The sequence below is a fragment of the Streptomyces kebangsaanensis genome (assembly GCF_001906585.1).
GTDB lineage: Bacteria > Actinomycetota > Actinomycetes > Streptomycetales > Streptomycetaceae > Streptomyces > Streptomyces kebangsaanensis.
Genome location: NZ_JUJA01000169.1, coordinates 14,856 through 29,275, shown reverse-complemented (window position 1 = coordinate 29,275; position 14,420 = coordinate 14,856). Strand labels below are relative to the sequence as shown.

General features: G+C 69.5%; 13 protein-coding genes and 1 pseudogene. 10 read left to right on the top strand and 4 right to left on the bottom strand.

Annotation, left to right across the window (positions count from 1 at the left end):
• Positions 1-763: alkaline phosphatase PhoX (locus RH94_RS41680; RefSeq protein ID WP_199881151.1), on the top strand; the 763-nt coding region annotated here is incomplete at its 5' end.
• Positions 764-1,216: 453 nt separating this feature from the next.
• Here the strand turns inward: RH94_RS41680 and RH94_RS37495 are convergent.
• The 3 genes from RH94_RS37495 to RH94_RS37485 all read right to left on the bottom strand — a co-directional run bounded on the left by RH94_RS37495 (position 1,217) and on the right by RH94_RS37485 (position 3,942).
• Positions 1,217-2,887, bottom strand: a complete 1,671-nt coding sequence (locus tag RH94_RS37495) for an alpha/beta hydrolase (RefSeq protein ID WP_073952769.1) — start codon at positions 2,885-2,887, stop codon at positions 1,217-1,219.
• 240 nt (positions 2,888-3,127) lie between these two features.
• Positions 3,128-3,619: a hypothetical protein gene (locus tag RH94_RS37490; RefSeq protein WP_073952768.1), complete on the bottom strand. Its 492-nt coding sequence runs from the start codon at positions 3,617-3,619 to the stop codon at positions 3,128-3,130.
• Positions 3,616-3,942 carry an arylamine N-acetyltransferase gene (locus RH94_RS37485; protein ID WP_199881150.1) on the bottom strand — a complete coding sequence of 109 codons (327 nt, stop codon included), beginning with the start codon at positions 3,940-3,942 and terminating at the stop codon, positions 3,616-3,618. The genes RH94_RS37490 and RH94_RS37485 overlap by 4 nt, the downstream gene beginning before the upstream one ends.
• A 324-nt stretch (positions 3,943-4,266) precedes the next feature.
• On the opposite strand from RH94_RS37485, the gene RH94_RS37480 reads away from it, so the two are divergent.
• On the top strand, positions 4,267-5,772 hold a 1,506-nt coding region (locus RH94_RS37480), incomplete at its 5' end, for a M28 family metallopeptidase (RefSeq protein ID WP_234426336.1).
• Between the two features lie 735 nt (positions 5,773-6,507).
• On the opposite strand, the gene RH94_RS41055 is transcribed toward RH94_RS37480, so the two are convergent.
• Complete coding sequence (locus RH94_RS41055; RefSeq protein WP_158073130.1) at positions 6,508-6,663, bottom strand: hypothetical protein; 156 nt, start codon at positions 6,661-6,663, stop codon at positions 6,508-6,510.
• On the opposite strand from RH94_RS41055, the gene RH94_RS37475 reads away from it, so the two are divergent.
• The 8 genes and pseudogenes from RH94_RS37475 to RH94_RS37445 all read left to right on the top strand — a co-directional run.
• The gene (locus RH94_RS37475; protein WP_073952838.1) at positions 6,653-7,027 is read left to right on the top strand and encodes a VOC family protein; all 375 of its coding nucleotides are present in this window, start codon (positions 6,653-6,655) and stop codon (positions 7,025-7,027) included. The genes RH94_RS41055 and RH94_RS37475 overlap by 11 nt on opposite strands.
• A 241-nt stretch (positions 7,028-7,268) precedes the next feature.
• Positions 7,269-7,367, top strand: a pseudogene (locus RH94_RS45915) (ATP-binding protein); the annotation flags it as partial.
• 73 nt (positions 7,368-7,440) lie between these two features.
• A complete protein-coding gene (locus tag RH94_RS37470; protein WP_073952766.1) occupies positions 7,441-8,364 on the top strand; it encodes a hypothetical protein in 924 nt (307 codons plus the stop codon).
• Positions 8,365-8,870: 506 nt separating this feature from the next.
• Positions 8,871-9,158, top strand: a complete 288-nt coding sequence (locus RH94_RS41050; RefSeq protein ID WP_073952765.1) for a hypothetical protein — start codon at positions 8,871-8,873, stop codon at positions 9,156-9,158.
• A 574-nt stretch (positions 9,159-9,732) separates the two neighbouring features.
• Complete coding sequence (locus RH94_RS37455) at positions 9,733-10,797, top strand: Dyp-type peroxidase (protein ID WP_073952764.1); 1,065 nt, start codon at positions 9,733-9,735, stop codon at positions 10,795-10,797.
• A complete protein-coding gene (locus tag RH94_RS41045) occupies positions 10,794-10,931 on the top strand; it encodes a hypothetical protein (RefSeq protein ID WP_158073129.1) in 138 nt (45 codons plus the stop codon). Before RH94_RS37455 ends, RH94_RS41045 begins: the two co-directional genes overlap by 4 nt.
• Positions 10,924-13,047, top strand: a complete 2,124-nt coding sequence (locus RH94_RS37450; RefSeq protein WP_079189336.1) for a flavin monoamine oxidase family protein — start codon at positions 10,924-10,926, stop codon at positions 13,045-13,047. The genes RH94_RS41045 and RH94_RS37450 overlap by 8 nt, the downstream gene beginning before the upstream one ends.
• The coding region (locus RH94_RS37445) for a thiamine pyrophosphate-binding protein (protein WP_234426335.1) at positions 13,044-14,420 on the top strand (1,377 nt) is incomplete at its 3' end. The genes RH94_RS37450 and RH94_RS37445, both read left to right, overlap by 4 nt.

Below are 14,420 nucleotides of genomic sequence, written 5' to 3'. Positions count from 1 at the left end.
CGAGGACCCGACGAAGATCACCCGCATCGAAGAGCGCCGCAAGGCCGGCATCCTGCGGCACGAGGGCATCGAGGCGCTCGCCGACGGCACCGTCTTCGTCATCGACGAACTCAACGGCGGCTCGATCTACAAGTTCGTGCCCACCAAGCGCGGCGACCTGTCCGACGGCCGGCTCTACGCACTGAAGATCAAGGGCCTCTCCGACGCCGAGCAGAAGTGGAGCCCGGCGACGTACGACAGGAAGGTCGGCGCCTTCGAGTGGGTCGCACTCGACATGGACAAGGTGGTGGTGGACGCCGACGCCGCGTCCGGCGCCGTCAACGCCACCGAGTTCGGCCGTCCGGAAGACGTCGAGGTCATCGGCGACACGCTGTACGTCGCCAACACCAGCGAGGACCGTGTTGTCGCCGTCGACCTGAACAAGAACGTGCTCACCAGCTTCGTCCAGGCCGGGAAGAACGTGCCGGTCGAGAACGCCGGCGCCAAGGTGACGGGTTTCAACAGCCCGGACAACCTCGCCCAGGGCCCTGACGGCCGCCTGTGGATCGTCGAGGACAACTACCTCAGCGACATCTACGTCGCCGGCAAGGACAACGACAAGGACGGCACCGCCGACAAGGTCGAGCTGTTCGGCTCGCTCAAGGACCCGGGTGCCGAGATCAGCGGCATCTACTTCGGCAAGGACCCGAAGAGCCTCTTCTTCAACGTCCAGCACCCCGACAAGCCGAAGGCCGACGGCACCTGGAAGATCACCCGTCGCTGACCCGCTTCCCGCCCCGCTCCTGACCCGAACGCCGAAGGGCCCTGCCGCATCCGCGACGGGGCCCTTCCGCCTCCGGGCGCCGGCCGACGCCGGAGAGCGGATCACCGACACCCCGGCGTTCCGTCCTGGATGCCTCCGCCTCGACATGGTCCTGCCCATTGTCCGGCCGGCCCCGGGACCGCGGCTGCTGTCCCACCTCTTGAAGACGCGGGCGCCTCAGCGCCTCGCCGGCGTCAGTCCGTGATGGAGCACCCGGTCGGCGCAGGGTCGGCGAACCCTCTTCCGTGACCGTCGGGCGCGCCTGGTGGCCGCCCGGCGAGCAGTTGCGGCCGTTGGGACAGGTGGGCTGCGGGGTGGCGCTGATCCGGGTGGGTCCTCACGCGATGGGAAGGCACGCCATAGAAACGTGCCGGTAGGGGAACGGGGCAAGCACTCGTGCCCCGGAGGGCATAATTACGAGCACGTCGTGCCGCGCCCAGGGGGCGTGCCGTCGAGGAGGTACGTGTTGACGGCCCTGGTCGCGCAGCGGTTGTAGGGGTAGGACCCGTGGCCCTCGGCCCGCACGGTCAGCAGGACGCCGGCCGCCTCGCCCAGCTCGCCCGCCATGTGCTTGGCGCCCGCGTACGGCGTCGTCGGATCCCCGGTGTTGGCGACGACGAGGATCGGGGGAGCGCCGTCCGCGCTGACGTCGGGGGTGGCACGCTCGCCTTCGAACGGCCAGTCGTAGCAGAGGTAGACGTTCAGGGACCAGGCTTCGCCGAACACGGGGGAGGCCGCCTTGGTCCGCTTGATCATTTCCTCGGCTTCGGTGAATCCGGGGCGCAGGTTGGAGTCGGCGCAGGTGATCGCGACGAAGGCGGACGTGCCGTTGCCGCCCGAGGTCTCGCTGCGGGCGCTGACACCGGCCCAGGACCGGACCCGGGCGCCTGGGGCGTGGTCGTACGCATTCTGCAGCAACTTGCTGCCGGTGCCCCGCTCCATGACCTCGTTGAGCGCCTTCACCAGCGGCCACCGGCCTTCCTCGCCGAGGTCCAGGTAGTTCGCGATGGCGTGAGCGGCGAGATCTCCGTCGAGTTCCTCGTCGCCGTCGGTGGGGGCGGGCTCTTTCCTGAGCTTGTCCAGCAGTTCGATGACGCGTTGGTCGGCCTGCTCGGGGTCACTGCCGGTGGGGCAGTCGTCGTATGTGTTCGCGCAGTGTTGCGCGAAGCGGTCGAAGGCGAGCTGGACGGCCTTGACCTGGCTGAGGTTGTCCTGCAGGCGATCCTGCGTCGGGTCGACGGGGGCTTCGAGCACGAGTCGGCCCACGTTCTTCGGGAACAGGTGGGCGTAGACGCCGCCCAGCTCGGTGCCGTAGGAGACACCGAAGTAGTTCAGCTTCTCGTCACCGAGGAGATAGCGCATCAGGTCCAGGTCGCGCGCCGTCTGCGAGGTGCCGACGTACGGCAGGAGCCCACCGGAGTGCTTCTCGCAGGCGTCGCCGCCCTCGAACTCCTTCTCCCCACAGCTGACGGGTGCGGTCCTGCCGACACCTCGCGGGTCGAAGCTGACCAGGTCGTAGCGCTCGCCCAGCGGGGCGTAGTCGTCCGCGTACTTGGGGAGCCCCATGACGCCGGACTGGCCGGGGCCTCCGAAGTTGAGGAGGAGCGACCCGATCCGCTTCCGCTCCGGTCCGGTGGTCCTTTTCCGGATCATGGCGACGTCGATCGTGTCGCGGCCGGGCCGCCGGTAGTCCAACGGCGCCTTCATCGTGGCGCACTCCCAGCCGTCGCCCGGGGCGTCGCCGTCGCCCTGCGCCGCGGACGGTGCCGGGCAGGCCGACCAGTCGAGCCGCTGGCCGGCGGTGAAGGCCGCAGGCAGCCCCGGTGGCGGGTTCGTCGCCTTGGCCTCGACCCGGCGAGTCGCCTCGCCACCCTCGGTCGATGCGGACGGACCCGGGCCCGAGCCCTCGATGACATCGCACCCGGCTCCTGCGGCCACCACGACGGCGACGGCGAACAGGCCCGCGGCAGCGCGGCGGCGCAGAGCGGCGGACAGCACAACAAACCGCGAGTGACCACCGAACCTGTCCGCCCTGTTACGGAAAGCCCAGGTCAAACGCCCCGAGATCCAGGTCCGCGTACGCATCCGCGAGTCCCCCTGCCCCTGGCACACCAGAACGCCGTGCCGCTCGAACTTCGGTACGAACCTACTGATCGTCAATGTTCGATGGCGATTGATCAAGCTTCGCTGTCGCTGGAGACTGGCCCCTGGCCCCTGGCCCCTGGCTTGCAGTCTCCCCCGCGACCACAGAATCGAGCATGTGAACGGCCTGCCGCCTGACCTGCCCCGCCTTCGCACCCTGGAGATTCTGCGGATTCAGCGATGTCAGGCCGTGCGCTTGTGCATCACGTCGAGGCAGTGACGGTCTCGATGAGGCACGTGGTTGTCTCGGCCCGGGAGGCTGAAGACCGCGCAGACGTCAGCGGGCCGGGTGAGGATGCTGGATTGCCGGCCGAACGTGAGGGTGTCGTTGACGTGGTGCTCACAGCCTGCGGTGTCCAGGGCCGTGACCAGTTCCTCGCGGAGCACGGTGGCCTCGAACGACTCTGATGCGGGCAGGACGAGAGAGGGGAGCTTCGCGGTCGAGCCGGGCCAGAGGCCGATCCAGATGCCGCTGACTGCCCGCTGGGTGACGACCAGCTTGAGTCCGCCCCAGAAGTACGGGTAGTCGTCGATACCGGGCCCCTTCATGAGGATGGCTGGATGCGGGCGCCCCGGCCCAAGGAGTTCCTCGGCCTCGGTCAGGGGCATTCCGCAGCGAAGAGACCCGATCCGGCCAGTGCGGGCGAAGGCGACGAGGACGTCCATCAAAGTCACGGCAGTGACTGTGACACGCCCCTGGGCGTGTTCGCCAGGGCGGTTCGACTGCCCTGGACTCCGCCGTGGTGCCACGTCACGGCGCGCCCCAGGACACCGAGCAGGGCGACGAAGGTTCCGTTGAGGTGGAAACAGTAGCCGCCGCGCCCCCGGAGGATCCGGGCCACCGACTCCTCGGGATCCACCGTAGTCGTCCGCCCCGGGTGGATCTCCAGCGCCTCGTAGGCACCCGGTCCACATGCGCGGCGGACAGCGCCCGCAGCACGCCACTGACGGTGCGTCGGGAGCCGCGACACCCCGTCGCTCCGGACAGCGGCCGGCATCCGCCTCCGGCATGCCCCGGACTCCGGTCAGCACCGGTGAGTTCCAGTCAACTTCGGTTGGCTCAGCGGTCGATCGGTGCGCTCGGCACCCGCGCACGGGCGGCGTCGGCGCCGAAGATTCCCGTCAACCCATTACCAAGCGTTTACTGAGCAGATACCTTTCTCCTTGCCGGTGGCAGATGAGGCGGAGCGATCCGGCCGTCCCTGCCTGCCCTGGAGCACCGCCGTACGTCGTTCGACCTGTTTTCGGCCATTACGCCTATTTCTCATGGACCGCCGGAAGGAAGCGTTTTGAACGCTCGGAACCGCCGCACCACGGTAGCNGTATCCGTCGCAGGGCTCATAGCGCCGCTGCTGCTGATCGGATCGGGCACCGCCTCCGCCCACAGCGACCCTGCCAAGGAGGCTGCCAAGCTCTCGAAGAAGCTCGTCAAGAAGAGCAACGCCAAGGATGCCTACAAGCATCTGAAGCAGTTCCAGCGGATCGCCGACAAGAACGGGAACACCCGGGTGGCCGGGTCGGAGGGGCACCGGCAGTCGGCCCAGTACGTCGAAGGCCTGCTGCGGAAGGCCGGATACTCGGTGACCCGGAACGAGTTCGACTACCCGTTCACCCAGACGCTGGCGCAGAGCCTGCGGGTGGTGTCGCCGCAGCAGCAGGACGTCCCGATGACCGCCATGACGTACTCCGCCAGCAGCCCGGTCGGCGGCATCACCGCCCCGGTCGCGGTGGTGCCGGTCGACGCCACCACCGGCTGCGAGCCGGAGGACTACGCCCCCGGGACGTTCACCGGCAAGATCGCGCTGATCAAGCGCGGCGGCTGCACCTTCGCGGAGAAGCAGGAGACCGCCGCCGGTGCGGGCGCGGTCGGCGCGATCATCTACAACAACACCGAGGGCGCGCTCAACGGCACCCTGGGAGACCCGACCGTCGCCAAGATCCCGGCCGGCGGCGTCACGCAGGCGGACGGCGAGGCGCTCGCGGCCAAGGCCGCCGCCGGCGCAGTGACCGTCAACCTGGAGATCCGCACCTTCTCGGAGACCCGGCGCACCTACAACGTGATCGCCGAGACCAAGGGCGGCGATGCCGGCAACGTGGTGATGTTCGGCGCCCACCTGGACTCGGTGGCGGACGGACCGGGCATCAACGACAACGGCTCCGGCTCCGCCGGCATCCTCGACGTGGCTCTGAACCTCGCCCACGAGAAGGCCAAGAACAAGGTGCGCTTCGCCTGGTGGTCGGCTGAGGAGTTCGGCCTGCTGGGCTCGGAGGCGTACGTCAACAGCCTCTCGGCGGCGGACCTCGCGAAGGTCAAGCTGTACCTGAACTTCGACATGATCGCCTCGCCGAACTACGCCCAGTTCGTCTACGACGGCGACGACTCCGACCAGGTCGGTGCCGGCCCCGGCCCGAAGGGCTCGGCGCAGTTGGAGCGGCAGATCACCGACTACCTGGACAGCCGGGGCATCCCGCACGAGGGCACCGACTTCACCGGCCGGTCGGACTACGGGCCGTTCATCGAGGTGGGCATCCCCTCGGGCGGCACCTTCACCGGCGCCGAGGGCATCAAGACGGCCGAGCAGGCAAAGGTGTACGGCGGCAAGGCCGGTGTCGCGTACGACGCCTGCTACCACGCAGCCTGCGACAACCTGAAGAACATCAACATGAAGGCGTTCGACGTCAACATCGACGTCATCGCCAACGCGGTGGGCCAGTACGCCTGGGACACCAGTCTTCTGAGCAAGCCGGTGGCGCCGCAGAACACCAAGGGTTCGGCGGGCAGCGGCGGTGGCCTGCACGAGGGCCACGACCACGAGGTCACCGAGTAACTCCCGGTACGCACAGGGGCCGGCACGGCCGTGCCGGCCCCTTCCGCCCGAACGAAAGCAGCGGGTGGTGGTCGAGATGCCGCAGAAACTCGTCGAGTGGACGCGTGCCTGCGCGCGGAGCCGACAGCGGCAGAGGCCACGGCGCGGGAGTCCCCAGCAGCGGTGCCAGAGGGTGCGCAGTCGCAGCGCAGGTCGACCGTCACGTCGGTCGGTGGGTCCGTACGGCATGCCAGGTCCACCACTGCACGCGGGAGCCGATCGTGGAGGCGGCAGGCCCGGCCGCCTCGGTCCACGTCACCGGCCGGTACCCGCTCACCACGTCGTCCTCCGCCCTCCCCGTCCGTCGTCGTGCGACGGACGTTGCGTCAGCGGCGTTGAGGCACTCTTGTCCCTCCGTCCGCCATGCCGGTTTCCGGCACGATCGACCGACGTGCCATGCCCGACAGCGGCAAGGAGCGGAACGCGCGACGCTGCGAGCGCCGGCAGACCGCACGGAGGGGCCTCCGGGCAGCGGCGGACTCGTAGTACAGGCCTTCGCCGACATCGCTGACCGGCATCCGGCATCCGGCATCTTCACGGTCCGATCCCGTACAGCGGGTTCGTCCCGTCCCACATCCCGGCCTGCTCGAAGTGCCCGGCCAGGGCCGTGACGAGCCACCCGACAGCCGGTCGCCGCGCCGTTGTCGCGGCCGACGAGATCGAGTAGGGTCTCCCGACGTGAACACCGGACCGGCACTACGCCACCCACGGATTGGCCACCCGGTGGAGGGCTGATCGCACGATGGGTGCGGAGAAGGCACCCCAGTTCGGCACGCGGACCTCCCAGCGCTCGCGCACCACGAGTCCGTTCTTCGTGTCGAACAACAGCGAGGTCAGCCGAATGACAGTCACGTTCAACCACACCATCATCGCCGCCGAGGATCGCGACGAGTCGGCTCGGTTCTTCCGGGAGTTGTTGGAGCTTCCGCAAGCACCGTCCTGGGGTCCGTTCACCAACATCCAGCTCGACGATGGGGTGCTGCTCCAGTTCGCCGAGCCGCCGGTGGAGATCCAGATGCAGCATTACGCGTTCCTGATCGACGACGAACTGTTCGACCGGGCGTATCGGCGGCTGTGCGAGCGCGGCATCGAGCACTGGGCCGATCCGCAGATGCGACGCCCCGGTGAGATCAACCACGGGCACGGCGGTCGAGGGGTGTACTTCAAGGACCCCGCCGGTCACGCGATCGAGCTGATCACCCGCCCGTACCTGTAACTGCGGGAGGGCCTGGTCGGGCGCCCGAAGCGCGGCGCCCGACCGGGCAACCACTGGCACACCCGCGTCGCTCCGAGGACGCCGCCGGTGATCGCGCAAGCCATCCTCGCCCTCCATGCCGTCCACCCCACTGTGACTCCGTCCGGTAGTCGGCCATCCGGGATGCAGACCGTGTGCCGGTCGTCCCTGGTGTCTCCCCTGGTTGGTCAGCCGAACGAGGAGGGCGGCGTTGTCCTCGAGGCTGAACGGGTTCGACAGGCATCGGCCCTACGCCCCGGAGGAGGTCCGCGAGGCGCTGCAGACCGCTCCGGAGACGCCGATCACCACCGCCGCCGCCCAGCTCGGGCGGCGGGACTGTGCAGTGAGTACGAGAACTCATGTGCGCCAGGACGTCGGCTGACAGGATCCGCGCCATGACAAGTGGCAGAGGGGCGCTGACGGCCCTTCATCTCTTCCTGGTCTGGGCGACGATGGCGGCCGCGGTGCCGACGCTCGGCTTCGTGCTGCTGGTGACGGTCTGGGGTGGTGGGGCCGGTGCGGCGGCGCCGGTCTTCGTGTTGGGTGTGCCGCTGACGGTGGGCCTGCTGGCCGCGGCGGGCGTACCGGCGCGGACCGTGGTGCCGCTGTGCGGCTCCGTGCCACAGCGGCTCGGCTGGGCGGTGTTGGTCTTCGTCCTCGGCACGCTTGGCGTCCTGGCGGGTCTGGCCGCTTACGGCGGGGGCGTCGACCTGGGCGGCGCCGGGACCCGGATCGCGCTGACGGGGGTGCCGTACGCCGTGGCCGCGGCGCTCTTCGTGCCGAGCCGGTGGGTGCGGCTGGGGGCGGTGGCCGCGCTGGCGGCCGGGGTGGCCTATGGGGGCTTCGTCGGCCCTGCGCAGTCGCAGCAGGGCCGGCACGAGGCGGAGGTCTCGCGGTACCGGGAGCATCCGGAGCTGCTGTACCTGGGCACCGCTCCGCCCGGCATGCAGGTGTCCCGTGCCGAGGTCGGCCCCGCCTACTTCAGCGTCGAATACCGCCCCGTCCGGCAGGACGAGTTCGCTTACGTGGGCCTCACGGTGCGCTCGCCGCTCACGCCCGCACCCCGATGCCCCGAGCTCGTGGAGAAGGGCGTGACCTGCACGGTGGACACGCACGGCGAGATGCGCACGGTCCGCGACTTCCCCGGCGGCGGCCGCGCCGTCACCCTCACCCGCCGCCACCGGAACGCGGAGGCAGAGGTCACCAGCCAGACCCTCGACGAACCCGGGCTACGCCATCTCCTGAACACCCTGCACCCGCTGTCGGACACAGAACTGGAGAAACTGATGCGGGAAAAGAAGATCGACCACAGACTCTGAGCCATGCTCGTCCCGGGCCCCTGGCGGCGAGACCCGTGCCGGCCGACCGGAACGCGCGTCCGGGGGCCTGCTGTCCGGTCTCAGGCAAGTCCGGACAGGTCCGGGCCGCTGAGCCGCGGTGCCCGGACTCGAGTGAGACGGGTTTCGTGAGGCCGTCTCACTCGAGTCCGGGTGAACGGCCTTCCCGGTCAGGTGTGGAGTTCGGGCGGGAGCGGTCCAGCGCAGTTCTCTGGACAGGTGCCGCATGTCGTCGCAGGAGAGCACGGAGGACGGCCTGCCGGGTGCGTATCGGATGACCTTCGGAGCCGCGTTGCCGTGGTCGAGACGGCTCAGCCGGAGCCGCGCCCGCCGGAACCAGGCCTCATGACTGTGATTGCAGTACCAGAAGGGACATGAGGCACACGCACACAAGGCCGTAACTCTGCGCAATCAATGAACCGCGGTCCGCGCTGGGCCCGGCCGCCCGGTCGCCGGTGCCCCCGACGTGTCAGGGGGAGATCCTGGCCGTGACCCTCGGCGCTGTACGCGAGGACGAGCGGGATGGCTGCATGCGGCGCCTGGAGGCGTTCACCGAACGGTACCGCGGGCGGCTCCAGGAGCTGGTGCGCTTGTACGGGCCGGGCAGCGCACCCGCCGAACACGGCCGGTACGCCCCGGTCGGCCGACCCGAGAGCCTGGCCGTCTGCGAGCGGATGGAGAACGCCCCGCTCCTCCGGCGCAGCGGCGGGAGGAATCGCTGGACGTTCTCCTGCCGGACGACCTCGAGTCCGTATGGGGCCCACGCCACCGCCTGAACCAGTCCCACGTCCGCCGCCGACCCGGACGGCAACCGCGCCTGGCCGCGCAGCCCGCCGAGCAGCGCCGCGCGGACTGCTGGGACTCATCGACGTCGGCGAGCCGGTGCCAGCCGTCTCCGGCCCGGTGCCACAGAGCGTCGCGGAGCCGGGCGCCGGCATGCTCGCGCCAGAGGCCGGCACTGGTGCCGGCGGGAGGATGCCCAGCCCGCGACAGGCGGCCTGGAGTTCACACCGCCGAACGTCGCCGCGGGGAAGCGGAAGGCGATCAGGAATCACTCGACGCCGAGCCATCGGCAGTGGCGTACCCAGGCGTCCGGCAGCGGCGGCTCGCGACGGCCCCGCAGGCCCGCAGCCTCGGCCCGGGTGCCGATCCCCGTCCCACGCCTGCGCAGGGACGCTCCACCCGGCGACGCCGTGTGACCCGCCGAGGGGCCGGACTCCATTTGACAGGGCCCACGGAAGCACGTAATTACTTTGAGTATCCGACCAGTCACTTTCCGTAATCAATAGTGGTCGTGCCGTCCCTCTGCGAATCCGCCGCCGCCCTCCGCCCCATGCGAGGAGCCCCACCGTGACCACGACCCCCACCCGGCCCACCGCCGTCCCGTACATCGAGCATCTGCCCCGGCCGGAACTGCGCGGGTCCACCGACATCCGGGGCAACGTCCTGGCCGCGTTCAACAAGGACTTCGACGAGCAGTTCTCCCAGGCCCGCCGGGCCGTCGGCCGCGACCCGTCGATCACCACCGTCCGCTGCGGGGTCTCCCCCACCTTCGAGGGCCTCGTGACGATCGCCAACAAGCCCGATCGGATCAAGAAGGACCTCAGCACCTTCACGTCCTTCTGCGCGGGCGCGGCCGCACGGGCCGAGTACCTCGGGGACACCGGCGAGAGCGACCCCAGGACCTGGTTGTTCGGGGCCGGGACCGGCGACAAGGTCGTGCACGCGGTCCTTATCGTCACCGCGGACACCGAGGCGCTGCTGAAGGAGAAGCTGAAGAACCTCGACACCGTCGAGCAGACCCACCGGATCACCCGCGTCCATGTGGACGAGGGCCGCACCTTGAAGGGCGATCCGAAGGGTCACGAGCACTTCGGCCACAAGGACGGCACCTCCCAGCCCGGCGTCAAGGACTTCCACCGTGAGGACGCCGGCCGCAAGGGCTTCCGCGACAACCACGCCGGGACCGAGCTGATCGAACCCGGCGAGTTCGTCTTCGGCTGCAAGAGCAGACAGGGTGACCGGAAGGCGCCGGCGTGGATGAAGAACGGCTCCCTCCAGGTGGTGCGCCGCCTTCGCCGGGATGTCGCCGGCTGGAACAAGGCCGTGGTGGACGGCGTCAAGAACTTCACCGGGAACATGGACGCCGACCGGCTCGGTGCCTGTCTGGTCGGCCGGGCCAAGGGCGGCACACCACTCGCACCGCCGTGCAGCGCCGTGACCGGCCTCGGCTCGGACCGGAACGGCTTCGAATACGCGAACGACCCCATCGGCCAGCACACCCCCTGGGCCGCGCACATCCGCCGCACCCATCCGCGCGCCTTCGCCGGAATCGTCGGCAGGAAAAGGTCATCGGCCTCGCCGGCAAGGCCTCGATCGAGCTCGCGGACGGCACCTTCGGCACGGTCGACATGAAGCGCTTCGTCCGCACCACGGGCGCGCTCCACGCCTTCACCCCCTCGATCAGCACGCTGCGGCTGCTCGCCGAGGGCGAGGACCTCCCCAACAAGTCAGTCGGCTCCTGGGCCGCGAGGAGAAGTCATGAATGAAAGCCCCACCATCGAGGGCACTGCCAACGACCGCACCCGCCAGCAGACCTGCCGGCAGCTGGCCCGCGAGCTGCTGCTGGTCGGTCCGGACGACAAGGACCTGAAGCTGCGCTACCTCGATGTCCTGATCGACAGGGGCATCCCGAAGACCGACGAGCCCAAGGACGTGCTGATCGTCGGTGCGGGGATCGCCGGTCTGGTTGCCGGCAAGCTGCTCAAGGACGCCGGGCACAACGTCACCATCCTGGAGGCCAACGCCAACCGGGTCGGCGGGCGGATCAAGACCTTCCGCTCCACCGACGACGAGCAGGACAGCCCGTTCTGCGACCCGGCGCAGTACGGGGAGGCCGGGGCGATGCGGCTGCCCAGCTTCCACCCACTCACCCTGGCCCTGGTCGACAGCCTCGGCCTGAAACGACGGCTGTTCTACAACGTCGACGTCGATCCCTACACCGGCAACCAGAACGCGCCCGCTCCGCCAGTGGTCTACGAGTCCTTCGAGGACGGCAAGGTCTGGAAGTACGGTGAGGACAGCCCGGACTTCCGCGAGCCGGTCAAGCGCTTCAACAGCTGGATCCGCACCAACCGCATCCAGGCCCGCCGCAGCGAGTACGCCGCCGACCCGAGCAGCGCCAACGAGGGCTTCCACCTCACCGGCGACGAGGCGCGGATCACCGCCGGCGAGATGGTCAACCAGGCGCTGGAGCCGGTCCGCGACTACTACTCCGACGTCGTCGACGGCAAGCGCGTCAACAAGCCGTTCCAGGAGTGGGTCGAAGGCTGGGCCCGGGTGATCCGCGACTTCGACGGCTACTCGATGGGCCGTTTCCTGCGCGAGTACGCGGGCTTCAGCGACGAGGCCATCGAGGCGATCGGCACGATCGAGAACATGACCTCGCGGCTGCACCTGTCTTTCTTCCACACCTTCCTGGGCCGCAGCGACATCAACCCGGACGCCACCTACTGGGAGATCGACGGCGGCAGCCGGCAGCTGCCCTACGCCCTGGCCGAGGAGCTCCAGGACGAACTCGAAATGGGCGAGCGGATGATCCGGATGGAGTACTGGGACCCGCGCCGCGACAGCGGGGCCGGCCAGGACGTCGGACCGAACGGGCCGCAGGTCGTCGTCCACACCGTGCCCGAGGGCGGCCTGGAGGCTGAACCCCCAGAGGTTGAACCCACGGTCTGGAAGGGTGACTTCGCGATCGTCACCGTCCCGTTCTCCGCACTGCGGTTCGTCCAGGTCTCGCCCCCGTACTCGTACAAGAAGCGCCGGGCGATCATCGAGACGCACTACGACCAGGCCACCAAGGTGCTGCTGGAGTTTTCCCGCCGGTGGTGGGAGTTCACCGAGGCGGACTGGAAGGCCGAGCTCGACTCCATCGAGCGCGGCCTGTACGAGTACTACCAGAGGGCCGGCGAGGAGGACACCGAGGCGGCCGTGCCGGCCGCGCACGACGGGCACCGGTCACCGCCCGATTCACCGAGGATGCTGCTCGGCGCCCACCGGAGCGTGGACTCGAGCCGGATCAGCCGGGAGCAGCGGGAGGTCTTCCTGCACACCCCGCCGCGCCGGGCGAGCGTGCGCCCCGCCACCAACTGCTTCGGCGGCGGTTCGACCACCGACAACCCGAACCGCTTCATGTACTACCCCTCGCACCCGGTGCCCGACAGCGACGGCGGCGTGGTGCTGGCCAGCTACAGCTGGTCGGACGACGCGGCGCGCTGGGACTCGATGGCCGACGCCGAGCGGTACGTGTACGCGCTGCGTAACCTCCAGTCGGTGCACGGACAGCGGATCGAGGTGTTCTACACCGGCTCCGGCCAGACCCAGAGCTGGCTGCGCGACCCGTACGCCTTCGGCGAGGCGGCGGTGTACACCCCGCACCAGATGACCAGCTTCCACCTCGACGCGGTCAAGCCGGAGGGCCCGGTGCACTTCGCCGGCGAGCACGTCTCGCTCAAGCACGCCTGGATCGAGGGCGCGGTGGAGACCGCCGTCCGCGCGGCGATCGCCGTGCACGAGGCACCCGCGCCACTGCCCCACGCCAAACCGGAGATCCGGCCCGAGGTGCGGACCGGTCGCGCACGCAAAGCGGAGGTGTTCAGCAAATGAGCAGCAACGACGAATGGACGGTGGGCCGTTACCTGGCCACCAGACTGGAGCAGTTGGGCATCCGGTACCTGTTCGGGGTGCCGGGCGACCACCTCGGCCCGTTCCTGACGATCATGCACGCCACCACCGGGGTGCGCTGGGTCGGCACCCCGACCGAGATCGGTGGCGGCTACGCCGCCGACGCCTACGCCCGGGTGCGGGCCGCCGACGCGGACCTCGCCAAGGGCGAGCAGGGCGTCGCCGCCGTCGCGGTCACCTACGGCGTGGGCGCGTTCAGCCTGCTCAACCCGATCGGCGGCGCGTACGTCGAGTACGTGCCGGTGATCGTGATCAACGCGGCGCCGTCGTACGAGCAGTGGCTCAACTACCAGGCGGTCGGTCTGCTCACCTCGCACATGAGCCAGCGCCGGGAGAGCAATCTGGAGGTCTACCGGCAGGTCACGGTGGACGCGCAGGTGATCTCCAACCCCGGGCTCGCGCCCTCGCAGATCGACAGCGCGATCACCGCCGGCCTGACCGAGCGCAGGCCGGTCTACCTGGAGGTGACGGACGACCTCTGGAATGCCCCGTGCGCCGCGCCGCAGGGCGAACTCCGTCGTCAGGAAAGGCCGTTCACCAAGAAGAACGAGGAAATGCTCGCCAAGGCGGTGGAGGCCTCGGTGAAGCTGGTCGAACGGCTCGGCACGCCGGTGCTGTGGGCGGGCGAGGAGATCGCGCGGAACCGGCTGGAGCAGGAGCTGGTCTCGCTGGTGCAGCTGACCGGCATCCCGTTCTGCACCACCGTCGGTGCGAAGTCCGTGGTCTCCGAGAACACCCCGGGCTTCACGGGCGTCTACAACGGCAAGGCGAGCCTGCCGGAGGTGCGCGATGCCTTCCAGGCCGCCGGATGCCGGATCGGCCTGGGTACCTGGTCGACGTCGAAGAACCTCGGGGGCGAGAAGTCGATCGGCGACGACTGGATCGTGGCCGCCCGCGAGGGCGTCAGCGTCGGCGCGCAGTACTTCCCGGACGTCCAGCTGGCGCGGTTCGTCCCGGCGCTGCGGGACGCGCTGGGTGCCGCTTTCGGCAAGCGGGCGTTCGAGGCCGACCTCTTCGCGCTGGCACACGCCAAGAACCGGCAGGTCCCGGCGAGCACGATCGCCTTCTTGACCGGCCTGAGCAGCACGGACCACCCCGAGGAGCTCACCTACGACGGGTTCTTCCAGCACATGAACGCCTTCCTGCTGAGCCAGGCGCAGGGCGACGGCCCGGAGGCCACCTCGCCGTTCACGGTGGTCTCGGACGCAGCGTTCGCACTGCTGGGCTCGATGAATCTACGGATGGCGGAGCGGGCGAGTTTCGTGGCGCAGAACAGCTGGCTGTCCATCGGCTAC